This is a genomic window from Buchnera aphidicola (Ceratoglyphina bambusae) (assembly GCF_039363085.1).
In the GTDB taxonomy this organism is placed as follows: domain Bacteria; phylum Pseudomonadota; class Gammaproteobacteria; order Enterobacterales; family Enterobacteriaceae; genus Buchnera_G; species Buchnera_G aphidicola_E.
This window is the reverse complement of sequence record NZ_CP134982.1, coordinates 237,731-261,707: the sequence shown is the minus strand read 5'-3', so window position 1 is coordinate 261,707 and position 23,977 is coordinate 237,731. Positions and strand designations below refer to the sequence as shown.

General features: G+C 18.9%; 24 protein-coding genes and 3 tRNA genes. 8 read left to right on the top strand and 19 right to left on the bottom strand.

Annotated elements, in window-relative coordinates; translation table 11 throughout:
* Positions 1-6 precede the first annotated feature (6 nt).
* The 4 genes from fabG to RJD23_RS01180 all read right to left on the bottom strand — a co-directional run bounded on the left by fabG (position 7) and on the right by RJD23_RS01180 (position 2,896).
* A complete protein-coding gene (gene fabG / locus RJD23_RS01195) occupies positions 7-753 on the bottom strand; it encodes a 3-oxoacyl-ACP reductase FabG (RefSeq protein ID WP_343188394.1) in 747 nt (248 codons plus the stop codon).
* Positions 720-1,655, bottom strand: a complete 936-nt coding sequence (locus tag RJD23_RS01190) for an acyltransferase domain-containing protein (protein ID WP_343188062.1) — start codon at positions 1,653-1,655, stop codon at positions 720-722. The genes fabG and RJD23_RS01190 overlap by 34 nt, the downstream gene beginning before the upstream one ends.
* Before the next feature lie 112 nt (positions 1,656-1,767).
* Positions 1,768-1,932, bottom strand: coding sequence for a 50S ribosomal protein L32 (gene rpmF / locus RJD23_RS01185; protein ID WP_343188061.1), 165 nt, complete (start codon positions 1,930-1,932; stop codon positions 1,768-1,770).
* A 31-nt stretch (positions 1,933-1,963) separates the two neighbouring features.
* Positions 1,964-2,896 (bottom strand): RluA family pseudouridine synthase, encoded by a 933-nt coding sequence (locus RJD23_RS01180; protein WP_343188060.1) that lies wholly within the window; start codon positions 2,894-2,896, stop codon positions 1,964-1,966.
* A 168-nt stretch (positions 2,897-3,064) separates the two neighbouring features.
* Here RJD23_RS01180 and RJD23_RS01175 point away from each other — a divergent pair, with 168 nt between their 5' ends.
* Positions 3,065-4,621, top strand: coding sequence for an Rne/Rng family ribonuclease (locus tag RJD23_RS01175; RefSeq protein WP_343188059.1), 1,557 nt, complete (start codon positions 3,065-3,067; stop codon positions 4,619-4,621).
* Between the two features lie 159 nt (positions 4,622-4,780).
* On the opposite strand, the gene RJD23_RS01170 is transcribed toward RJD23_RS01175, so the two are convergent.
* The 8 genes from RJD23_RS01170 to RJD23_RS01135 all read right to left on the bottom strand — a co-directional run bounded on the left by RJD23_RS01170 (position 4,781) and on the right by RJD23_RS01135 (position 10,487).
* On the bottom strand, positions 4,781-5,020 hold the full coding sequence (locus tag RJD23_RS01170; protein ID WP_343188058.1) for a hypothetical protein: 240 nt from the start codon (positions 5,018-5,020) through the stop codon (positions 4,781-4,783).
* Positions 5,020-6,084 carry a flagellar basal body P-ring protein FlgI gene (flgI, locus tag RJD23_RS01165; RefSeq protein ID WP_343188057.1) on the bottom strand — a complete coding sequence of 355 codons (1,065 nt, stop codon included), beginning with the start codon at positions 6,082-6,084 and terminating at the stop codon, positions 5,020-5,022. Before flgI ends, RJD23_RS01170 begins: the two co-directional genes overlap by 1 nt.
* 65 nt (positions 6,085-6,149) lie before the next feature.
* Complete coding sequence (locus RJD23_RS01160) at positions 6,150-6,845, bottom strand: flagellar basal body L-ring protein FlgH (RefSeq protein WP_343188056.1); 696 nt, start codon at positions 6,843-6,845, stop codon at positions 6,150-6,152.
* 69 nt (positions 6,846-6,914) lie between these two features.
* Positions 6,915-7,703: a flagellar basal-body rod protein FlgG gene (gene flgG, locus RJD23_RS01155; protein WP_343188055.1), complete on the bottom strand. Its 789-nt coding sequence runs from the start codon at positions 7,701-7,703 to the stop codon at positions 6,915-6,917.
* A 22-nt stretch (positions 7,704-7,725) separates the two neighbouring features.
* Positions 7,726-8,472, bottom strand: coding sequence for a flagellar basal body rod C-terminal domain-containing protein (locus RJD23_RS01150; protein ID WP_343188054.1), 747 nt, complete (start codon positions 8,470-8,472; stop codon positions 7,726-7,728).
* A gap of 85 nt (positions 8,473-8,557) precedes the next feature.
* Positions 8,558-9,610 carry a flagellar basal body FlgE domain-containing protein gene (locus tag RJD23_RS01145; protein ID WP_343188053.1) on the bottom strand — a complete coding sequence of 351 codons (1,053 nt, stop codon included), beginning with the start codon at positions 9,608-9,610 and terminating at the stop codon, positions 8,558-8,560.
* A gap of 60 nt (positions 9,611-9,670) precedes the next feature.
* Entirely contained in the window at positions 9,671-10,081 is a 411-nt protein-coding gene (flgC, locus tag RJD23_RS01140) for a flagellar basal body rod protein FlgC (RefSeq protein WP_343188052.1), read from the bottom strand.
* 1 nt (position 10,082) lies between these two features.
* Entirely contained in the window at positions 10,083-10,487 is a 405-nt protein-coding gene (locus tag RJD23_RS01135) for a flagellar basal body rod protein FlgB (RefSeq protein WP_343188051.1), read from the bottom strand.
* 472 nt (positions 10,488-10,959) lie between these two features.
* On the opposite strand from RJD23_RS01135, the gene murJ reads away from it, so the two are divergent.
* Positions 10,960-12,513, top strand: coding sequence for a murein biosynthesis integral membrane protein MurJ (gene murJ, locus RJD23_RS01130; RefSeq protein WP_343188050.1), 1,554 nt, complete (start codon positions 10,960-10,962; stop codon positions 12,511-12,513).
* Positions 12,514-12,533: 20 nt separating this feature from the next.
* On the opposite strand, the gene RJD23_RS01125 is transcribed toward murJ, so the two are convergent.
* Positions 12,534-12,621, bottom strand: a tRNA-Ser gene (locus RJD23_RS01125).
* 152 nt (positions 12,622-12,773) lie between these two features.
* Here RJD23_RS01125 and RJD23_RS01120 point away from each other — a divergent pair.
* The 5 genes from RJD23_RS01120 (at position 12,774) to minE (ending at position 14,918) form a co-directional block, all read left to right on the top strand.
* Positions 12,774-12,844: transfer RNA gene (locus RJD23_RS01120), tRNA-Cys, on the top strand.
* A 58-nt stretch (positions 12,845-12,902) separates the two neighbouring features.
* Positions 12,903-12,986, top strand: a tRNA-Leu gene (locus tag RJD23_RS01115).
* Positions 12,987-13,097: 111 nt separating this feature from the next.
* Complete coding sequence (gene minC, locus RJD23_RS01110) at positions 13,098-13,799, top strand: septum site-determining protein MinC (RefSeq protein ID WP_343188049.1); 702 nt, start codon at positions 13,098-13,100, stop codon at positions 13,797-13,799.
* 34 nt (positions 13,800-13,833) lie between these two features.
* Entirely contained in the window at positions 13,834-14,643 is an 810-nt protein-coding gene (gene minD / locus RJD23_RS01105) for a septum site-determining protein MinD (protein WP_343188048.1), read from the top strand.
* A 5-nt stretch (positions 14,644-14,648) separates the two neighbouring features.
* Positions 14,649-14,918, top strand: coding sequence for a cell division topological specificity factor MinE (minE, locus tag RJD23_RS01100; RefSeq protein WP_343188047.1), 270 nt, complete (start codon positions 14,649-14,651; stop codon positions 14,916-14,918).
* On the opposite strand, the gene tsaB is transcribed toward minE, so the two are convergent.
* The 5 genes from tsaB to zwf form a co-directional block, all read right to left on the bottom strand.
* Positions 14,904-15,590, bottom strand: a complete 687-nt coding sequence (gene tsaB, locus RJD23_RS01095; protein ID WP_343188046.1) for a tRNA (adenosine(37)-N6)-threonylcarbamoyltransferase complex dimerization subunit type 1 TsaB — start codon at positions 15,588-15,590, stop codon at positions 14,904-14,906. The two genes, minE and tsaB, sit on opposite strands and share 15 nt — an antisense overlap.
* A gap of 47 nt (positions 15,591-15,637) precedes the next feature.
* A complete protein-coding gene (locus RJD23_RS01090; RefSeq protein WP_343188045.1) occupies positions 15,638-17,191 on the bottom strand; it encodes a TerC family protein in 1,554 nt (517 codons plus the stop codon).
* Between the two features lie 184 nt (positions 17,192-17,375).
* The gene (gene cspE / locus RJD23_RS01085; protein WP_343154594.1) at positions 17,376-17,585 is read right to left on the bottom strand and encodes a transcription antiterminator/RNA stability regulator CspE; all 210 of its coding nucleotides are present in this window, start codon (positions 17,583-17,585) and stop codon (positions 17,376-17,378) included.
* A 390-nt stretch (positions 17,586-17,975) separates the two neighbouring features.
* Positions 17,976-18,854, bottom strand: a complete 879-nt coding sequence (htpX, locus tag RJD23_RS01080; RefSeq protein WP_343188044.1) for a protease HtpX — start codon at positions 18,852-18,854, stop codon at positions 17,976-17,978.
* A gap of 55 nt (positions 18,855-18,909) precedes the next feature.
* Positions 18,910-20,355: a glucose-6-phosphate dehydrogenase gene (zwf, locus tag RJD23_RS01075; RefSeq protein ID WP_343188043.1), complete on the bottom strand. Its 1,446-nt coding sequence runs from the start codon at positions 20,353-20,355 to the stop codon at positions 18,910-18,912.
* A 306-nt stretch (positions 20,356-20,661) separates the two neighbouring features.
* On the opposite strand from zwf, the gene pyk reads away from it, so the two are divergent.
* Entirely contained in the window at positions 20,662-22,101 is a 1,440-nt protein-coding gene (gene pyk, locus RJD23_RS01070) for a pyruvate kinase (protein WP_343188042.1), read from the top strand.
* 48 nt (positions 22,102-22,149) lie between these two features.
* Here pyk and aspS read toward each other — a convergent pair whose 3' ends face one another.
* Positions 22,150-23,886, bottom strand: a complete 1,737-nt coding sequence (aspS, locus tag RJD23_RS01065) for an aspartate--tRNA ligase (RefSeq protein ID WP_343188041.1) — start codon at positions 23,884-23,886, stop codon at positions 22,150-22,152.
* Positions 23,887-23,977: the final 91 nt, after the last annotated feature.

The following is a 23,977-nucleotide window of genomic DNA, read 5'->3' as shown; positions in this document are numbered from 1 at the left end:
ATTATTTTACTTCATATACATTCCTCCATTTACATGTATAGTTTGACCTGTAATGTAAGATGCATTTTTTGATATTAAAAACAATACAGCATTAGTTATATATTTTTTTTTCCCAAATTTTTTCATTGGTATTTTTTCTAAATATTTTTTTTTTTGTTCTTTAGTAAGATATTTTGTCATTTTAGTGTTAATAAAACCAGGAGATATTACATTTGCAGTTATTCCATATGATGCAACTTCTAAAGCTAAAGATTTATTAAATCCTATTATTCCATATTTTGAAGCAGAATAATTAGATTGTCCTATATTTCCAGTTTCTCCTATTATTGATCCTATACTAATTATTCTACCATTTTTATTTTTTGACATATATTTAATTACATATTTAGAAATTAAAAAAGTTGATGTAAGATTTACTTTTATTATTTCAGACCAATCATTTTTTGTCATGTTAATTATTAACTTGTCTTTTTTAGTTCCCGCATTGTTTATTAATATATTTATTTTACCAAAATTTTTATAAACGTTTAGAATAATATTTTTTAAATTTTTTAAATTTTTAAAATTTATTAAAAGTCTTTGTTTTTTGTTTTTTATATATTTTTTCATTTTTTTAAGTCCTTTTTTTGAAGTAGTTGTTCCTATAACTAATATTCCTATTTTGCATAATTTTTTACAAATATTTTTTCCTATGCCAGAACTTGCTCCTGTTACTATTGCTATTTTTTTTTTTTCATTTTTATCTCTTTTAATGCTATTAACATATTTTTTTTATTGTTTAAAGTAATTGTTTTTATATTTTTATTTTTTTTATTGAATAATATTTTTTTAGTACTAATTTCTAAAAATAATTTTATATTTTTTTTAATAATATAGTCAATGCATTCTTTCCATCTTACTGTTTTATATAGTTGTTTATATAAATAGTTTGAAATAGTATTTTTATTATTTAGATTTTTAGCATTTAAATTATTTATTATTTTGCAATTAGGTTTATTAAAACTAATTTTTTTTAATATTTTTAAGTATTTTTTTTTTATTGAATTTACAATTCTGCAATGTATAGGTACTTTTATAGGTAATTTTGACGTTTTAATTTTACTATTTTTATTACATTTTTTTACAACTTTTCTTACAATTGATGAATCTCCTGAGATAACTATTATTTTTTTTTCATTTATACTAGATATTTCTGCTATTTTATTGTTAGAATATTTTTTACAAATTTTCAATATTTTTTTTTCTGTAAAACCAAATATTATTTGAGTAGAAATTTTTCTATTAATTGATGATTTTTCTAAAAGTTTTCCTCTTTTTTTTGATAAAACTAGACCTGTTTTTAAATTTATAGAATTAGAACATATTAATGCTGAATATTCTCCAATACTATGACCAGACATAAATCTTGGATTTTTACTATATATACTTTTCCATAATTTATATATTGCTATTGATATTGTAATTATTATTGGCTGCAAATATCTATTTTTAATTTTTTCTATAGATGTTTCTTGTACATTTTTCCATATGTTATATTTTATTATATCTGAAGATTTTTCAAAAGTTTTTCTTATTATAATGCTTGATTTATAAAGTTTAATTATTTTTTTTTTATTATAATTACCCTGGCCAGGAAATATTATAGCAAAATTCATTTTATTTTCCTTAACTTTTTATTATTAAATTATTTTTTTTTAAAAATTTTATATATCATATTCAATATGATATATAAAATTTTTTTATTTTTATTGTTTAAGATAATTTATATTAAAAAATTTTTTTACCTCTATAAAATTTTTTTTTAGTCATATGATGTCTTATATGTTTTTCTTTAGAATAATTATCTATAGATATTTGTGATATTTTACATTTGTCATGAGATCTTCTCATTCCTCTTTTAGATCTAGAATGCTTGCTTTTTTGAACAGCCATAATTTTACCTTATTTATTCTATGTAAATATTTTAATTTATTGAATATAAAATTTTACTTATATTATTTTTTGTAGATTTTATATTAATTTTTTTTTTAGTTTTGGGATGTATAAAAGAAATACTTAATGCATGTAAACATAATAAATTTTTGTTAATTTTTATTTTTTTATCTAATTTTCTATTTCCATATCTATTATCATTTATTATTGGAAATCCTACATTAGACGTATGTACTCTTATTTGATGTGTTCTTCCTGTTATTGGATATACTTTTAATATTGTAAAATTTTTAAAAATTTTTTTTATTTTAAATTTAGTTTTAGATTTTTTTCCATCCTTTTTTACTATTACTAAATTTTTTCCATTTATTTTTTTTGTTTTTAGTAATGGTAGATTTATGGTTTTTATTTTTTCAGGCCAAATTCCATGCACAGCTGCAATATATGTTTTCTTTGTTTTTCTATCTTTCATTTGTTTATGAAGAGATTTTAATACAAATTTTTTCTTTGATATTAATAAAATTCCAGAAGTATCTTTATCTAGTCTGTGTACTAATTCTAAATTTTTTTCTAGTTTATATAATATTCTGATAATTTCTATTATTCCTAATTTTATTCCACTTCCTCCATGTACAGCAATTTTTTGAGGTTTGTTTATTGCTAATAAATATTTATCTTCATATAAAATATTTTTATTTAATAAATTTCTATAATATTTTTTGTTGATTTTTTTTTTTTTTTTAATTTTTGTATATATTGGAGGTATTCTTATTATATCTTTTATTTTTAGTTTATATTTTGGTTTTATTCTTTTTTTGTTTATTCTTACTCTTCCTTTCCTAATAATTGTATATATTACATTTTTAGATATTTTTTTAAACTTTTTTATTAAAAAATTATCAATTCTTTGTCCTATAGAATTTTCTTTTACATAAATATAATCTATTTTTATATTATTATTCATATTTTATATAATTAACAATTTTTATCAATATTAAATTTTATATATTGTTTTATATAATATCATGTTATATATATAATATTTTTATATATTTTAATATATAAAAATAATTAACAATTTATTTTAATATATTTTTAATTTTTTTTCATAAAAGGTATAAAATGTAATAATATGAAAAGAATGCTTATAAATTCTATAAAAAAAGAAGAAACTAGAATAGCTATTCTAGAAAATAAAAAATTGTGTGATTTAAAAATAGAAAATAACATAAATAAAAAAAATAAATTTAATATATATAAAGGAAAGATAATAAAATTTGAAAATAGTTTAGATGCTGTTTTTGTTGATTATGGAGTTAAAAAAAATGGGTTTCTTCCTTTGAAAGAAATTTCTGATGAATATTTTAATAAAGAAAAAAATTATAAAAACATAAGTATAAAATGTTTAATAAAAAAAAAATTGGAACTATTGGTTCAAATAAATAAAGAAGAAATAGAAACTAAAGGAGCGTTTTTAACAACTTATATAAGTTTACCTAGTACATATACTATTTTAATGCCATATAATTTTAATAAAGAGGGAATATCTAGAAAAATAACAGGTGATAATAGAAAAGAAATAAAAAGTTTAATAAAAACATTAAAAATACCAAATAATATGGGTTTTATAATTAGAACAGCTGGCTTGGGAAAATCTATAAAAACATTGCAGAAAGATATAAATATTAAAATAAAATTATGGAACAAAATAAAAAAGATTTCTAAAAATATATCATCTCCCATGTTAGTGCATAAGGAAAGTGACATTATAGTAAGATCTTTCAGAGATTATTTGCATAAAGATGTTGATGAGATAATAATAGATAATCCTAATGTATTAAATGTTTTAAATAAACACTTTTATAATTTAGGAAAATTATCTATTTTAAAAAAAATAAAATTATATAAAAAAAAAATTCCATTATTTAGTTTTTATAAGATTGAATCACAAATAAGTTCTATTTTTAAAAGAAAAATTCAATTAAATTCTGGTGGTTCTATTACAATAGATTGTACTGAAGCATTAATAGCAATTGACATAAATTCTTTTAAATCAAACAAATATAAAAGTATTGAAGAAACTGCATTTAATACTAATATGGAAGCTATAGATGAAATATTTTATCAAATTAAAATAAGAGATTTAGGAGGTTTAATAGTAATTGATTTTATTGATATGGAATTTAACGAAAATAAAAAGATTTTAGAAAATCGTATAAAAAAGTTAATAAAAAAAGATACAGCAAAAATAGAAATAAGTAAAATATCTAAATTTGGTTTATTAGAAATATCAAGGCAAAGATTAAGCTCTAAATTAAAAGAATACAATTATAAAATTTGCTCTAACTGTAATGGTAGTGGTATAATTATAAATAATGAAGATTTTTCTTTATCTATATTAAGAATTTTAGAAGAAGAAGTTTCAAAAAAAGATTTTTATAAAATTTATATTATAGTTCCTTATAAAATAAGCTATTATTTTGTTAAAAAAAAAATTAATTATATAAAAAAAATTGAAAAAAGAGAAAAAAATATTAAAATAATAATATTTTTTAACAAAAAAGTTTTTATTCCTAATTTTTTTATATTTCGTATTTGTAAAAATAAAAAAAAACAAATTAATATAAAAAAAATATTAAAAAACAATTATAAAATTAATATAAAAAAATTGTTTTTACAAAAATTGTAAAATAAATAATTAAAAATTAAAATTTTTATATTTTAACTTTAATTAAATATTTAAATTTTCGTTAATGTCATTTATTATATATTTTAAATTGCAGGAGTATTTATATTTTTAATATATTTTCTCCTGCTATTTTTTTTAAGTAAATATTTTTTATTAAAATTATTTATTAATTAAATTAATTCCTCTTTTACTTAATATTTCAGAAATTTTTTGATCATATATTTCATAATATATTTCATTATTATTTTCTTTAAATAATTTGTTTTTAGGAATACTTAATCTCATATTTTTTAAAAAAATTTTAATAAATATTTCTTCTGTTTTTTCTTTTATTAAATTTGAATTGTTTTTATTGTTTTTTAATATTTCAAGATTAATTTTGTTGTTTGATATTTTCATTATAAAATTTCTATTTCAGCTGATAGACATTTTGAAATTTTTAAAATTTTTAATATGTCTATTATTTCTGTTGGTTTCATTTTAAAGATTTTTAATATTTGTAACATTTTTTCTAATTTATTATTGCTTTGTATTATAATTTGTTCATTTTTAATTTGTTTATTTAAATCATGAATATTTTCATTTAATATGATATATAAATTTTTATAATTTATTATACATGGTTTAATTTTTATGTTATAATTTATTATTGTTAATCCATTTTTTCTATCTATTACTATTTTAGGTGTGTTTGGTATATCTATATCTATATTTTGTATTTTTGATATTATTTCTACTATATTTGTTTTCTTCTCTTTTGAATCATTTTTTATAGTTATTTTTTTAGAATTTATAGGTATAGCAGTATTTGGATAATATTTATTTATTTCATCACTAATTTTTTTTGCTAAAATAAAATTTTCTTTTTTTAATTGTAAATTTATTGTTTTTTTTTCTTCAAAATTATTGTTTACTATTTTTTCTATATTTCCTCCATTAAATATTTTTCCAGAGTTATAAAATTTGTTTTCATAAGTATTGTCAAAATTTTTATTATAATTATTTGTTTCTTTTTTAATATTTATTTTACCTTGAGCTAATACATAAATTTTATTGTCTACTCCCTTCAATGGAGTTAATATTAAAGTCCCCCCTTCTAAACTTTTGCAATTTCCTATAGAAGAAACTCTTACATCTATTTTTTCTCCTTTTTCTGCAAATAATGGAAGTTCAGTTGTAACCATAACTGATGCTACATTTTTAATCTGTGTATTTTTATTTTTTGTTATTTGAACTCCTAATTTTAATAATATATTTTTTAATGCATTTGTTGTAAATGGAACTTGTGAAACTAAATCTCCAGTTCCTTCTAAACCTACAACAAGACCATATCCTATTAATTGATTATCTCTAATTCCTTCTATGTTAGTTAAATCTTTTACTTTTTTAGCAAAGGAAAATGTACTAGTAAAAACTAGTGAAAATAAAATAAATAATTTTAATATATTTAGTATTTTTTTCATTTTAATCTTTTTATATATATAACGTTTTTTATTTATTATAAAAAACATTTTTAAAAATCAAAATATTATATAGGTATAATGTGTAAAATAAATCTTTGCCACCACCCCATTTTTTGTATATCTTTTACATAATCATTTCTTAAACATTCTATTTTCATGTTAGCTATATTAGTAGAAATTACTTTATTATCTATTCTTATATCATCAGGATTTATTATTCCTGAAAATTTTATTAATTCATTTCCTTTATTTATTATTACATTTTTATTTCCGTAAACTAATAAATTTTCATTTGGGAGCACTTTCTCTACAGTTACTGTTATAATGCCAGAAAGAAAATTCTCTGAAAAATTTTGCCCAGCGCCAAACAAATTATTTTTAGATTCTTGATTTATTTTAAAAAAATTTTTTAAAAATCTTTTAATTTTATTATTTTCTTCTTTTTTTTCTTTTTCTCCTAAAGTACTTATTGCATATCTTTTTACGTTTTCTGAAGTTTTGTTATTTGCTACAGTATTTTCTTGTATTATTACAGATATTAAATCTCCTACATTATATTTTTTATGTTGATCTAATAATGTTCCATATTTTTTTTCTTTTACTTCTTGTTCTTTAAATATTGATCCATCATTCTCTTGTTTTATTTTATGAAATAAATTTGTTTGTTTATGTAATACGTTAATAGCTAATACATTTTTTGCAAAAAATATTTCTAATAATATGTATATTATTAATGAAACTATAAATTTTTTATTTTTCATTTATTTAATAAATCATTTTTATTTTATTAGTTTTTTAAAGTTAAATTTATGAAATTTAATAATAATTTTTTATAGTTGACATATTCTCTGTAGCATTTTATCTGATATATTTATTGCTTTACTGTTTATTTCATATGCTCTTTGTGTTTGTATCATGTTTATTAATTCTTCTGCAACATTTACATTTGAAGTTTCTAAGTATCCTTGTGATAATTCTCCTGAATTATTTGTTCCTGGAATATTTTCTATAGGTTTTCCTGATATAGACGTTTCTTTATATAGATTTTCACCTATACTTTCTAGCCCTGTATTATTTTTAAATGTAAATAGGTTTATTTGTCCTATTTCAATTGAATTTTTTTTATTTTTTGTTTCAACATTAACTAATCCATTTTTGTTAATATATATTTTAGTATAATTTTCAGGAACAATTATATTAGATTGTAGTAATAGTCCATTTTTTGTAACTAATTGCCCATATTTATTTATTTGAAAAGATCCATTTCTAGTATAATAGATACTTCCATCTTGCATATATATTTTAAAGAATCCATCTCCATTTATTGCTATATCTTTATTAGAATCTGTTTTTAATAAATTTCCTTGGCTAAAGTTTTTATCTGTAGATACTGCTCTTGTTCCAGATCCAATTTCATAAGTATTGTAAGAATTTTCTTCTCTATTATTGTAATTATTTTTATTTGTATTTTTTTTTATTTGATATATTAAATCTTCAAATATCACTCTGGACTTTTTAAATCCATTTGTATTAGAATTTGCTAAATTATTAGATATTACATTCATATTACTTTGTTGAGCATCTAATCCAGTTTTAGCTATCCACATAGATGGTAACATAAATTTTATTTCCTTTTTTTTATTAATTTATATTTAGTATTTGATTAATTTTTTTTTCTTTTTCATTATTTGTATAAATTAATTTCATTATCATTTCAAATAATCTAGAATCTGACATCATATTTGTTATATTAGAAGTTATATTTACGTTGCTTCCTTCTAGTGCTCCAGAAATTATTTTTAAGTTTCTTTCTTTTCTGATTTCTTTTTCATTAATATATTTTTTTTTTATTTTAAATAGTCCACTATGTTTTTCATATAATTTGTTTATGTTTATATATTTTAGTTTTATTTTTCCTATTATTTTTTTCTTGTTCATAAACATATTTTTAATTTTTATTATTATTTTTCCATCGTTTCTTATGTATGGATAACTATTTCTAGGTATTTGTATTACTTTATTATCGCTGTTTACTAATAAGTTATTATTTATATTCAAAAAATTATTTTTATCTATTTTTATATTTCCATTTTTTGTTAAAAAAATATCAGAATTATTTTTTTTTACTACAAACCAACAATTTTTATCTAATGCTGCTATATCTAGCGGTCTGTTCGTATAATTTAATATTCCTTTAGTATTATCATAATAATTTAATGTTTTGTCTTTTATTCTTTTATTTTTTTTATCATAAACATTTATTAAATAATTAAATTTAGACTTAAAACCAATAGTAGATGAATTTGACAAATTATTATTTATTATTTCTTGTCTTTCAAGTATTCTGTTTGCAATATTAATAGATGAATCAATTATTGTATTTTCCATGTTTTTAAGTGAAATCTCTCTTTTTTATTTATTTTAATATTATTTAATTTTTTTAAATTAAAAATTGTATTTTATTTTTTTTTTGTTAAAACTTTTTTTGTAATTCTGCATTTTTTATGAAATTTATTAAACTTTCATTTAATTTGTTTATTGAGTTTTGTGAAAAACATTTTTTTACATCTTCTGGTAATTTTAATAATTTAGCGCATCCTATTTTTTTTCTTGTATCATCTGAAAAGACACCAATAATACTACCATCAGGTAATACGTAATAATGATGTAAACTTTTCATTGGAGCTCCATCTGATATAACATTTTTAAAATATGTAGGAACTCCTTCATCTTTTGTTATTTCATTAAATTTAAATGTTATTTTATTATAATGAAGTTTATCAAAATCTGATTGAACTATAATTCCAGGGCCTATAACGCTTACTGTATCATTGTTTCTGTTATAATAAATATAGTTATTATTATATTTTTCTTTATTTTTACGATTTATTGAAATTATACTCCAAGCATTTACTGAATTTTTTAAAAAATATATATCTAAATCGTTGTAATGACCAATTTTATCATATATTTTTACATGTTTTTTTTTTGTATATGTGTAAGGATCTGATGGATCGAATCCTTGTTCTGGTTTTATTTCTTCGTTTACATTAAGATTTGCATCAATTGTAATTTCATTACTTTTATTAATTACTGGTAAGAATTTCTTATTAAAATCTATTATTTCAGGTGTAGACACATCATGTGAAATATTATTTTCTTCAAATAAATTACCAGTTAAAAATTTTTTTCCATCGTCACTTACTATTCTTAAATCATTATTTATTGAAAAATTATTGTTTGAAGTTAAATAAATATTTCCATCTTTGTCTATTAATCTAAAGAATCCATGATTTAATGCTTGATCTCTATTTTTTAAACTATGAAATACTTCATCTATTAAAGCCTTGCTTTTTTCTTTATATATATTTTTTTTACAATTTTCTATATCATTTTTAGTTCCATTTAAACAAACGTTTGGAAATTCTTTTCTTGTATTGTTTAATACTTTTTCATTTTTATTTTCTATTATTTTTTTTTCATTTATACTACATTTTTTATTATAAATTAGTGGATCAAATAACATATTTTACCTCTACTTATTTATTAATGAATTTTTATTAAAAAATTATATAAAAATATATTATTAATCAGATATAGATAAAGTTTTCATAATAATGTTTTTTGTTGCTTTTAAAATTTCTAAATTTGCTTCATATCTTCTATGTGCTTCTAAGCATTTTAAAGTTTCATTTAAAAAATTTACATTAGGTAGTTTTAAATATCCATTTGAGTCAGATAATGGATGACTAGGATTATAAACTTTTTTATAAGGATCTTTAATATTAACTATTTTTTTTATTTTGACTCCTTCATAAATATTTTCATTGTTTTTACAAGATTCTAAAATAGCCATTTTTGCAGTATATGGATAATATTTTCCATTTTTAAATTCTATACTTTCAGAATTGGATAGATTATTTGTATGTATTCTTATCTTTTCAGATTCTACTTTTAAAGAAGATTCACAAATTTTTAATATATTCATTAATGACATATTATGATCCTCTTATTGCTGTATATATATTAATTAATTCTTTTTTTAATAAAAATATATTGTATTGACACATTAAATTACCTGTTACAAAATTCATTCTTTCTTTTTCTAAATTAATTTTTTTATATGATTGTATTTTATTTGTGTAATTTACAACGTTTACAAAATTTCTTTTTTGCGAAATTGAACTTTTGTTTGGTATATGTTTATTAGAAGTTATCACTAATTCTTTATTAGAATTTTTTGGTAATAACTTTTTAATTGTTTTTTTAAAATTTATATCTTTTTTATTATAATTTGGAGTTTTTGAATTAGCAATATTTGAAACAACAGATTCTTGTCTTAAACTTAGTAAATTTAGAATAGTTTTATTTATTTTAAAAAAATTATTTAAAATTTCAAACATATTGTTTAATCTCTTTAATATTAATTTATATTAAGTTTTTATTTACATAAAATATATAAAAAATTTTATATTAATTATATAATAGTGTAATATTCAATTATATAATTTATATATAAAATATATTCAAAATTTTATATTAATTACATTATATAATTTTATTTTATAAAATAAAACATTAAAATTTATTTTTTTTTTAAAAAATTATTTTTAACATATTTTATTTAAAACATATATGTTAAATTTTTTACTTTTTCATAATTTTTTATTTATATTTTATATAAAAATTAAATGCATTATTTTAAATAATAAAAAATATAACATATTTAAATTTATTTTTTTTATTAAAATTACAATAAAATATTATCACATTATTTCAAAATATTTTTGTTATTAAAATTTTTCATATTTTTTTTTAATATATATTTTATTTATAAATATCTTTCAATAATAAGTAATTAAAGGTAGTAAAATCATGGCTTTTTTAAAATCCATATTGTCGATTAGTATAATAAGTTTTCTTTCTAGATTTATAGGATTTATTAGAGATATTTATATTGCTGAATGTTTTGGTGTATCTATGTATACAGATGCTTTTTTTATTGCTTTTAAAATACCTAATTTTTTTAGAAAAATATTATCTGATGGTGCATTTTCACAAGTTTTTTTACCAATTTTAATAAAGTTAAAAAAAAAAAAAACTAAAAAAGAAGTTAATAATTTTATTTCAAATATATTTGGGTTAATAATTTTATTATTATTGTTAGTAATTTTTTTAGGTGTTGTTTTTTCATCTAAAATAATTCTTTTAATAGCTCCTGGTTTTTGTGAAAATAATTATAAATATGATTTAACTGTATTTTTATTGCAAATAATTTTTCCTTATATTTTTTTTATTTGTATGGTTTCATTATCAGCTTGTGTTTTAAATGCATGGAATCATTTTTTATCTTCTTCTGTAATGCCTGTTTTTTTAAATTTTAGCATGATAATATTTTCAATGTTTTTTTCTAGTTATTTTAATCCTCCAATATTATCATTAGGTATTAGTGTTTTAGTTGGAGGGTTTATACAAATAATTTTACAAATATTTAATTTATATAGAATTAAAAAATTATTTTTTCCAACTTTTAATTTTATGAATAAATCAATATACACTTTTTTAAATAAGATTTTTCCAGCTATGTTAGGTGTATCCGCTAATCAAATATCTTTGTTATGTAATACTATAATTTCTTCTTTAATAATATCTGGATCTGTATCTTGGATATATTATGCTGATAGAATAATTGAATTTCCAGCTGGAATATTAGGAACATCTTTATCTACTATATTATTACCATATTTATCTAATTTTTTTTATAAAAATTCAAAAAATAAATTTTTTATATTATTTGATTGGGGTATAAAATTAAGTTTAATAATATCTATACCTAGTGCTTTATTCGTGGGTTTTTTTTCAAAATATATAATATTTACTTTATTTCAATATGGAAGTTTTACTGAATTAGATACATTGATGACCCAAAAAACTTTAATTGCTTATTCAATTGGATTAATTTCAATGGTATTGACAAAAGTTTTAGTTTCTGCATTTTATGCTCAACAAGACACTTCTACTCCTATGAAAATATCTATTTTTAGTATAATTGCTGCTCAAATTATGAACATTTTTTTAGTTCATAAGTTACAACATGTAGGATTAGCTTTATCTTTTAGTATAGGATCTTGGGTAAATTTATTCTTTTTATTTTATTATTTATTAAAAAATAAAATATTTTTCTTAAAAAAAAATTGGTGTAAATTTTCTTTTAGTATATTTTTTTCTATTTTATTTATGATTTTAACAATGTATTTTATTAACAATGTTTTTTCAAATTTATATGTTAATAATAACATGTTAGAAAGATCTTTATATTTGATTTTTTTCTTTTTTGTTTCTTTTATTTCTTACTTTGTTTCTTTATTTATTTTTGGATTCAATTTTTTTAAATTTTATAAAGTAATTAAAGAAATTAAATATACTTAAGAAGTGATATGATTAAATTCAGGAGGAGGAGAGATTCGAACTCTCGGATGAGATTTTCTCATCTGCGGTTTTCAAGACCGCTGCCTTAAACCACTCGGCCACTCCTCCATATAAGTTTATTTATAAATTAAAATTTTAGTATATATTTAATTAATAAAAATGTAAAATATATTTTTTTTAAATATTATTTTGATTTGTTTTTTTTTTATGTTATTATTTAAAAAAAAAATTGTTTAAAAAAAATTATAATTTTATATTTTGGCGTATTGACAGATTGGTTATGTGTCGGACTGCAAATCCGAAAAACTCGGTTCGACTCCGGGATACGCCTAGAAAAATTTTTTATTAATTATAATATTTTATAACAATGTAAAATTGTTTTTAAAATTGCCCGGATGGTGAAACGGTAAACACAAGGGACTTAAAATCCCTCGGCTTATTTAGCTTTGCGGGTTCGATTCCCGCTCTGGGTAAATATATAATTTTTTTTAATTTTAAAATGAAGAAAAATTGTAAAATTTATATAATATTATATTATTTTATAAAAAATATTTTATTATATATTAACATGTAATATATTTTATATGAAAAAATATGTATTAGAATTTTATGGTAAAAATTTTACTTTATTAGTTTTAAATTTATATGAATATAATTTAAATTCTTTTGAATATTATTTAAATAAAAAAATTAAAGAATTTCCAAAACTTTTTAAAAAAGCCCCTATAATTTTAAATATTTTACCTTATATTAAAATATCTGATTGGATATTAATCAAAAAATTAATATTATTTTTTAAATTTAAAATAATAGGATTTTCAAATTGTGAAAATATTAAATTAAAAAAATATATAATTAGTTCAGGAATACCATATTTTAATATTAGTAAAAAGGATTTTTTATATAATATTAAAAACGAAAAAAATAAAAATAAAAATAATAAATTTGAAAAAAAATATTATAAGACTATAACAATAGATTATCCTGTTAGGTCAGGCCAAAAAATTTATTCTAAAAATTCTGATTTAATAATAATAAGTAATGTTAGTCCAGGAGCTGAAATAATTTCTAATAGAAATATTCATATATATGGAACATTAAGAGGAAAAGCATTAGCTGGATCTTTAGGAGATACTTCTGCTAAAATTTTTTGTAAATGTTGTTTGCCTGAATTAATTTCTATTTCTGGTAATTATTTATTATATGATCAGATTCCTAAAAAAAATATAGGAAAATCTGTATATTTTTTTTTAAAAGATAATAATTTAAAAGTTAAAAAATTATAATTATGTGAGCTTTTAAAAAGCTTGGAGAAGATATATGAGTAGAATAGTTGTAATTACTTCTGGTAAGGGGGGTGTTGGGAAAACAACTTCAAGTGCTTCTATTGCTGTAGGTTTAGCTATACATGGTAATAAAACAGTTGTTATAGATTTTGATATAGGCCTTAGGAATTTAGATTTAGTTATGGGGTGTGAAAGAAGAGTCGTATATGATTTTATAAATGTTTTAAATAATGATGTTTCATTAAATCAAGCTTTAATAAGAGATAAAAGAATAGATAATTTATATATATTACCAGCTTCTCAAACAAGAGATAAAAGTGCATTAACTAAAGAAGGTATTAATTTAGTTTTTAATAAATTATCTAAAATGAATTTTAAATTTATAATTTGCGATTCACCTGCAGGAATAGAAAGTGGTGCTATATTGTCTATATATTTTGCAGATGATGCAATAATAATAACTAATCCTGAAGTATCTTCTGTAAGAGATTCTGATAGAATGTTAGGAATAATTTCTTCTACTTCTAAAAGATCTGAAGTAGGCGAAAAACCAGTTAAAGAACATTTGATACTAACTAGATATGATCAGCAAAGAGTAAATGATGGGCAAATGTTGAGCATTAAAGATGTATTAGATATTTTAAAAATTCCTTTAATAGGTGTAATACCTGAAGATTGTTCAGTATTAAATTCTTCTAATAAAGGAATTCCTGTAATTTTAGATAAAAATTCTATTTCTGGTAAATCTTATAAAGATACTGTTAATAGATTTTTAGGTAACAAAATACCAATAAAATTTTATAAAAAAGAGAACAATTTTTTAAAATGGTTATTTTGGAGATAAATATTATGTCATTTTTATATTTTTTTTGTTCTAATAAAAAAAATACCGCAAATATTGCAAAAAAGAGATTGAAATATATAATTGAAAATAGAAATAAAAATAATATTAAAATAAATAATTTAAATAATTTGAAAAATGATATTTTAATAGTAATAAAAAAATACTTAAAAATTGATTCTAAAACTATAAATTTAGAAATAGATAAAAAAAATAAAAATCTTTATATATTAGAGTTTAATGTAAATATTAAAAAAGATAAATCAAATTTTTGTTAAATATTTAACATCATTATTAAAATTTTTTAATAGCATTTTATGCTCTAACATGTTTTTTGTTATATAAATCATATATTTTGCATTTGGAAAGTTAATTTTAGTATATTTAAATTTATTTTTATATTTTTTTTTATTAAAATATTTTTTTATTTTATTTTTTTTGAAATTTCCAGTTAAAGAAAAATTTATTTTTTTGGTTTTTATTATTTTTTTTAATGCTTGTTCCAATTTTATTAATTTTTCTGTTTTTTCCCCTAACCAAATTCCATTATTTTTTCTAAAATATTTTCCATAAAAAAAATAATTGTTCTTATTTTTTATTAAAACTATTATATTATTGTTTTTAGTTATTTTCCAACAATTTTCTGCAATGATTTCTAATGAAGATATTGGAAATAATTTTATGTTTTTATTTATTAAGAAAAAACTTTTTGCTATTCCAGAAGACAATCTAATTCCAGAAAAACTTCCAGGTCCGTTAGAATAAGAAATTATGTTGAAATCATTTATTTTAACGCAGTTTCTATTTAATATATTTTTTATCATAGGTAAAATTTTTTCTTCATAATTATTTTTGCATTTATCAAAAATATAATCTAATTTATTATTAATTTCTATAGATACAGAACAACTGTTATTAGAACTTTCTAAAGACAAAATTTTATTTTTCATATTTTTTTTGATATATGTTTTTAAAATTTATTTTTTTAAAAATTTTATTAACTTATTTTTTTTATTCTTACTAATTTTATTTGATATTCTGTAGATTTTAAAATTGTAAATTTTAAATTATTTATTTTAATAGTTTTTCCTGTATTAGGAATACTTCCTATTTTTGATATTAACAATCCTGCTAAAGAAGCACATTTTTCTTCTTTATCTACTAATTTATTTACATTTAACAATTGCTCTAAAGAATGTAAATCAGTGTTTCCTTTAACTAACCAACTATTTTTTTCTTCTATAACATCTGGAGTTTCATCCGCATCAGGAAATTCTCCTGCTATAGCTTCTAAAACGTCTAAAGGAGTTATTAGTCCTTGGACTGCTCCAAATTCATTAGTTACCATTACAAAATTTCCTTTAGATTTTCTTAATATTTTTAATAAATTTATTGTATCTAAAGTGTCAGGTATTATTATAGGAGGTGTTTTTGCGGAAAAATGAAGTATATCTATTTTTTTTTCTAAAGCTATTAATAGTTCTTTAGCTCTTACTATACCTATAATTTCATCTAATTCTCCTTTGCAAACTGGAAATAAACTATGAGGACTTTTTAATAATTGACGTCTTATTTTTTTATTTTCATTTTCAGAATTAACCCAAGATATTTCACCTCTAGGAGTCATTATACTTCTTATAGATCTTCCAGCTAATGTTAGCACTCCTCTCATCATATATCTTTCTTCATCTTTGAATTCTTCATTCTCTAATTTATAATTTTCTATATAATACTTTTTTTTATCTATTTCATTTGTGTTTATATGTTTCTTACTTTTTTTTGTCATTAATTTTATAACTATTTCAGCCAATCTTTTTCTCATTGGCAAGCTAGATTGATATCTTATAAAATTTCTTCTAGCAATTTGATTAAATAATTCTATTAATGTAGAAAATACTACAGCTGTATATAAATATCCTTTTGGTATAAAAAATCCAGTAGCTTCAGCTATTAAACTTAATCCTATCATTAATAAAAAACTAATGCATAATAATACTATTGTAGGATGATCATTGATAAATTTTGTAATAACTTTTGCAGCAAATAACATGATTATCATAGCTATAATCATAGATATTATCATCATAGATAATTTATTAACGACTCCAACTGAAGTTATAATAGAATCTAAAGAAAAAATTACATCCAATAAAATTATTTGAAATATAACAAACCAAAAGCTTGTATATGTTTTGTTTTCTATTTTTATATTTTTGGAATGATCTAATCTATCATTTAATTCTGTTATAGCTTTAAATAATAAAAACAATCCTCCTAATAATAGAATTATATCTTTACTAGAAAATTGCAAACTTTTAATTTGTAAAACAGTATTATTTAAAGTAGTTATCCAAGAAACTAAACTTAATAGAATTAATCTTATACATAAAGCTAGACTTAAACCTATTATTCTGGCTTTATCTCTTTGATAAACAGGCAATTTATTAGATATAATTGTAATAAATAATAAATTATCTATTCCTAACGTAACTTCTAAAACAATTAATGTTAATAGAGCAGCCCAATTAGACGGATCTAAAATTAGCTCCATTAAATACCTCATAAATAATCAAATAAATTTTGTTAATAAATTTTATTTTTTTTTCATATAAACAAAAAAATAATTTTCTAATAAAGTTTATAAAGCGCCTTTACAACAATATTGTAAAGGCACGTATTTTTAAAATATTTAAAAATAAAAATTATATTTTAATTTTTTATTTTTAATTAAAGTTTTATATAGAAGATACATTAACAGCTGCTGGACCTTTTTGACCATCTTGAATTTCAAATTCTACATTTTGTCCTTCAGAAAGTGTTTTAAATCCTTCACTTTGTATAGAAGAAAAATGTACAAACACATCTTTACTTCCATCTTCTGGTGTTATAAAACCAAAACCTTTAGATTCATTGAACCACTTAACTTGACCTTTTATTTTTGCCATTTTGCATTTTCCTTTGAATATATTTATATAGGTCTGAATGTATAACGTATAGATAAACCAGAAACATTACTGCATGAGGCATGAATTTAAGATTCGAAAAGAGAAGTAATTTCAACTACTTTATTCTAAAAATTTTAATTTAAAAATGCCATACATAAACAGAAATTGTAACGTGCCTTACCTAACGTGGTTATCGACCACGATATAAAAATAAGTATTTATTTTAAATAAAAATATAATTTTATAAATAATAACATATTTTAAACATAAATAAAATGTTTGTAAACAAAATATATAAATAATATCATTTTTAGATTTACTTATGTATAAAATTCAATTTTAATAATAACATATTAAAATATATTTTAAAATATGTTAAATTTTTTAATTTTATAAATATTCATTATTATACAAGGCTTGTATTCTTTTTTTTAACGTTGGATGAGACATGAATATTTCTAAAAATTTTTTTTTCTTTCCATTTATACATAATGATGAAACGTTTTTAGGTTCATTAGGTTCATTACTTTCTTTAAGTCTTTTTAATGCAGATATAATTTTACTTTTTCCTACAATTTTTGCAGCTCCAGCATCTGCATAAAATTCTCTTTTTCTAGAAAACCACATTATTATTATATTTGCAAAAAAACCAAATAAAAATTCTAATAAAAAAGATATTATAAAAAAAAATAATGTTCCTTTTTTAGAGTCATATGAATTTTCTTTTTCATCATAAAATAAACATGACAATATTTTTAATATTATTTTAGAAAAAAAGATAACAAATGTATTTATTATTCCTTGAATTAATATCATAGTTATCATATCTCCATTTTTTATATGTGTTATTTCATGTGCTAATACAGCCTCTATTTCTAATTTCTTCATTTTTTCTATTAATCCAGTAGATATAGCTATTAATGAGTGTTTTGAGCTTCTACCAGTTGCAAATGCATTTATATTATCAGATAAATATATAGCTATTTCTGGAACATTTATTCCTATTTTTTTTGATTGTTTTTTTATAGTTTTTAAAATCCATATTTCTATTTTTTTATTAGGATTTTTTATAATTTTCCCTCCAACAGAATATAAAGATATCCATTTTGAGAAAATTAATGAAATTATTGATCCTGAGAATCCTATTATTCCTGATAAAATAATTAAATTATATAAATTATTTTTTTCTATTCCTATAACATTTAATATAATACTAAATAAAAACATTATAGATATATTGGTTAACAAAAATAATGAAATTCTTTTCATATATTATAATTCCTATAAATTAAATATTAAAAAAATATAAATTAATTATAAATTTTTAAAACCATTTTCTGCCATCAGATTCTATAATTTTTTTAGATAATTTAGGACCCCAGCTTCCTGATGAATAAAGTTCTAACTCTTTAGATCTTTTTTTCCAAATATTAATTATATTGTCTATCCATTTCCAAGATTGTTCTACTTCGTCTCTTCTTACAAATAAAGATTGATCTCCTAAAATACATTCTAATAATAATTTTTCATAAGCATCTGGTATAGATTTTTTTCCAAAATTTTTTGAATAAATGAATTTCATTTTTGAATTTTTTAATTTACATTTTTTGTTTAAATTTGGAACTTTATTCAAGAATTCTAAATATATTCTTTCTTTTGGTTCTAAATATATTGTTAGTTTGTTTTCATGAGAATTTAAATATTTATTAAAAATTTTTGATTTATTTTTTTTAAAAACTATTACTATCTTAGAACATTTTTTTTTTAATCTTTTCCCTGTGCGTAAATAAAATGGAATATCTTTCCATTTTTTATTATTTATATTTATTTTTATAGCAACAAATGTTTCAGTATTATTTTTTTTTTTTGATGTTTCTGATATATATGATGGAACTAATATGTTATTAATTTTTCCAGTTTTATATTGTCCTATAGAAGTTTTTTTGTCTATTTCATGTTCTTTTATAAAGTGCAATGATTTTAATATTTTTACTTTTTCATCTCTTATACTATCAGAATCTATTTTTTTAGGCTCTTCCATGGCTATTATACTTAATATTTGTAACAAATGATTTTGTACCATATCTTTCATTTGTCCCATTTTATCAAAATATTTTAGTCTTCCTTCTATTCCTATTTTTTCTGCTACAGTTATTTGTATGTGATCAATATTTTTTTTATTCCAAATTTTATAAAATATTGAATTTGAAAATCTAAAATATAATAAATTTATTATTGTTTCTTTTCCTAAATAATGGTCTATTCTAAATATTTGATATTCTTTAAAATATTTTCCTATTGTTTTATTTAAATTTCTAGAAGTTTTTAAAGAGTTTCCTAATGGTTTTTCTAAAACTATTCTAGAATTTTTTAAATTCATGTTATATTTGTTTAATCCTTTGCATATATTAGAATATGTATAATATGGTATAGCTAAATAATTTATAATAACTTTATTTTTAGAAATAATATTTTTTAATGTTACATATTTTTTTATATTGTTTACGTCCAAATTACAAAATTTTAATCTTTTTTTAAATTTTTTCCATATATTTTTTTTAATTTTTTTATTAAGAAATTTTTTTAAAGATTTTTTTACAATTTTTATAAATTTTTTTTTTTCCCATTCAGCTCTTCCTATTCCTATTATTTTTGTTTCTTTGTGTAACATTTTTTTTTCATCTAATTTGTATAATGATGGTAAAAGTTTCCTCTGAGACAAATCTCCTTTTATTCCAAAAATTACAAAATCACAATTGTTATAATTCATATTAATTATTCTATCCTATAGTTTATTAAAATGTTAATTCATATTTTTTATTATTTTAATAATTTTATAATTGATATATAATTATTATTTTATTACTTTAAGTTTTTTATAATCTTAATTTAATATTTTAATAAATAAATACATTTTTATATTATATATCTAATAAAAAAATTTTACAGTTTATTATATTTTTTTAATATAACAATATGTCAAAAAATTTTTATTTTATTACAATTTTAATTTTTATATTATTTTATAAATTTATTCATATATGTTACGTACTCTAATTTTATATAAAGGAATTATATGTCTAATATACTAAAAAAAACAAAAATAGTTGCTACTATGGGTCCATCAATAGATAATATAAAAATTTTAAAATCTATGGTGATTAATGGGGTTAATGTTTTTAGGTTAAATTTTTCTCATGGAAATAAAAATGATCACATAAGAAGAGTTAAAATGATTTTTTATCTTAGAAAAAAACTTAATTGTAATATAGGAATATTAGGTGATTTACAAGGACCAAAAATTAGGATAACAAAATTTAAAAAAGAAAAAGTTTTTTTAAGAAAAAATAGTATTTTTATACTAGATTATAGTTTAAAAAATAAATTAGGAAGCAAATATTCAGTAGGAATAAATTATAAAAATTTATATAAAGACTTGTCTGTTGGAGATATTTTATTGTTAGATGATGGAAGAATTTCATTAAAAGTAAAATTAGTAAAATTATATAAAATAATTACTATAGTTTTATTAGGTGGGTTTCTTTCAGACAATAAAGGAATAAATAAATTAGGAGGGGGGTTATCAGCTAGTTCTATAACTAGTAAAGATAAAAAAGATATAATTTTTTCTATTAAATTAAATTTGGATTATATAGCAGTTTCATTTCCTAAATCTTATAAAGATATAGAGAAAGTTAGAAAATTAATAAATTTGAATAGATCAAAAATAAAAATAGTAGCTAAAATAGAGAGAGCTGAAGTTATAGAAAATGATATTATTATGAACAAAATAATAATTAAATCTGATGCAATTATGGTTGCAAGAGGAGATTTAGGAGTTGAAATCGGAGAATCCAAATTAGCTAAAGTTCAAAAAAAAATTATTAAAAATTCTATTAAATTTAATAGAACAGTTATAACAGCCACTCAAATGATGGAATCAATGATTAAAAATCCATTTCCTACTAGAGCTGAAGTTATGGATATATCTAATTCTATTTTAGATGGAACAGATGCTATAATGTTATCTGCTGAAACTGCCACAGGAAAATATCCTATTGAATCTATTTTATATATGAATAAAATATGTAAAGGTGTAGAAAAAATTTGTATTAAGGATTCTTTCAAAAAAAAAAATAAAAATATTAATTATAAATCAGAAAAAATAATTTTATCTTCAGTTATAAATTTAGCTAATAGTTTAAATAATATTTCAGCAATATTAACAACAGTTGAATATAAAAGTATATATTATTTTTCTTCTAAAATTTTATCTCAAGTTCCAATATTTTATTTTTCTAGTAATTCTAATATATTGAATATAATGACGCTATGTAAAGGTATTTTTCCTATTTATTTTAAAAAAACAAATAAAAATTTAAATTCAGAAAAGATGATGATATCTATATTATTAAAAAATAGATTTGTTAAAAAAAATGATTTTGTTATCTTTTTAAAATTTAAAAATAAAAGATTTTTAAAAAATAATAATTATATTAAATTTTTAAAAATTTAAAAATTTTGTTTTTTAATTTTTTATGAAATTTTGTTTAAACTTAATTATTTAAATATTTTTTATTTTTATATTTAAATTTTTTAAAATATAATTTTCTAATTTACTAGGACTATTTGTCATCAAACATGTAGCATTAGTAGTTTTAGGAAAAGCAATTACATTTTTAATATTTGTATCGTTTATTAATAGCATAATTATTCTATCTAATCCTAATGCTATACCTGCATGTGGAGGAGGGCCATATTTTAATGCATTTATAAAAAATCCAAATTTTTCTTTTTGTGTTTTTTTAGATAAATTTAATATTTTGAATATTAATTTTTGTAATTTAATATTATGTATTCTTATAGATCCTCCTCCTATTTCTTTTCCATTTATTACTAAATCGTATGATTTAGATTTAGATGATTTTATTGTGCTTTTTTTCATATTTTTTTTATTTATATTTTTTGGAGAAGTAAATGGATGATGTGTAGAAGAAATATTTCCATTTTTATCCTTTTTAAATGTAGGAAAATCTGTAATCCATATTGGTGAATAAGAATTTTTATTTATTAAATTTAAATCAATAGCAATTTTTTTTAATATTATTCCTAATGTTTTATATATATTTTTATTATTACTATTAGAAATTATTAAAGTGTCGTTTTTTGAAAAATTAAATTTTTTAATAATTTTTTTAAATATTTTTTTGCTAAAAATATTTATTTTATTGAATTCACAATTGTTTATATTTTTTTTAGATAATTTTATAAAATAAATTTTTTTTATTCCATTTCTTGTTGCAATTTTTTTATAACATTTTATGTTATTTAATATAGGTCTGTTTTTACTGGAAATATGTATTCCTAAAATTTTTTCATTATTATGAATAATATTGTTTTTTTTAAAAAAATCAGAAAAATTAATTATTTTTAATGGATTTCTAATATCTGGAGTTTCTGTTCCATATTTTTTAATTGATTTTTTGTAAGTTATTGTAGGAAATTTTTTTAATTCTATTTTTCTGAATTTTTTCCAAATTTTGTATATTAATTTTTCTATAATATACATAATTTCATTTTCATTTATAAACGATGCTTCTATATCTATTTGAGTGAACTCAGGTTGTCGGTTAGACCTGGAATCTTCATCTCTAAAACATTTTGCGATTTGGTAATATTTATCTAGTTTTGATATCATTAGTAATTGTTTAAATAATTGAGGTGATTGAGGTAATGCATAAAATTCCCCATGATGTTTTCTACTAGGAACAACATAATCTCTAGCTCCTTCTGGAGTTGATTTTGTTAATATAGGAGTTTCTACATATACAAATTTTTTTTTTTGCATAAATTTATGTATAAAAAAAATAACTTTACTTCTTAGAATTAAATTATTATGCATTTCTTTAGTTCTTAAATCTAAATATCTATATTTTAATCTATTTTTTTCACTATTTTTTTTTAATAAATCTATAGGAATATTTTTAGATTTACTAAATATTTTTATTTTATTAACATATATTTCTATGTTTCCATTTTTTATTTTACTATTTATATTTTTTTTGTTTCTTTTTTTTACTATTCCTAAAACTTTTACACAAAAACCATTTTTTATTTTGTTTATTTTAGAAAATTCAACTTTACTTTTTTTTTTTATTATAATTTGCACATTTCCTCTTATATCTTCAATGTTCATAAAAATAAAATGTCCAAAATTTTTTATTTCTTTTATCCATCCATATAAATAAACTTTTTTTCCTATTAGTTTTTCTGTAATGTCACCGCAATATTTTCTTTTCATAGAAATTACCTTTTTTAAAAAAATAAAAATGTTTACATAAAATTATTGTGATTCAAAAAATTTATACGGTAAAAATGTTATTTTTTATAAT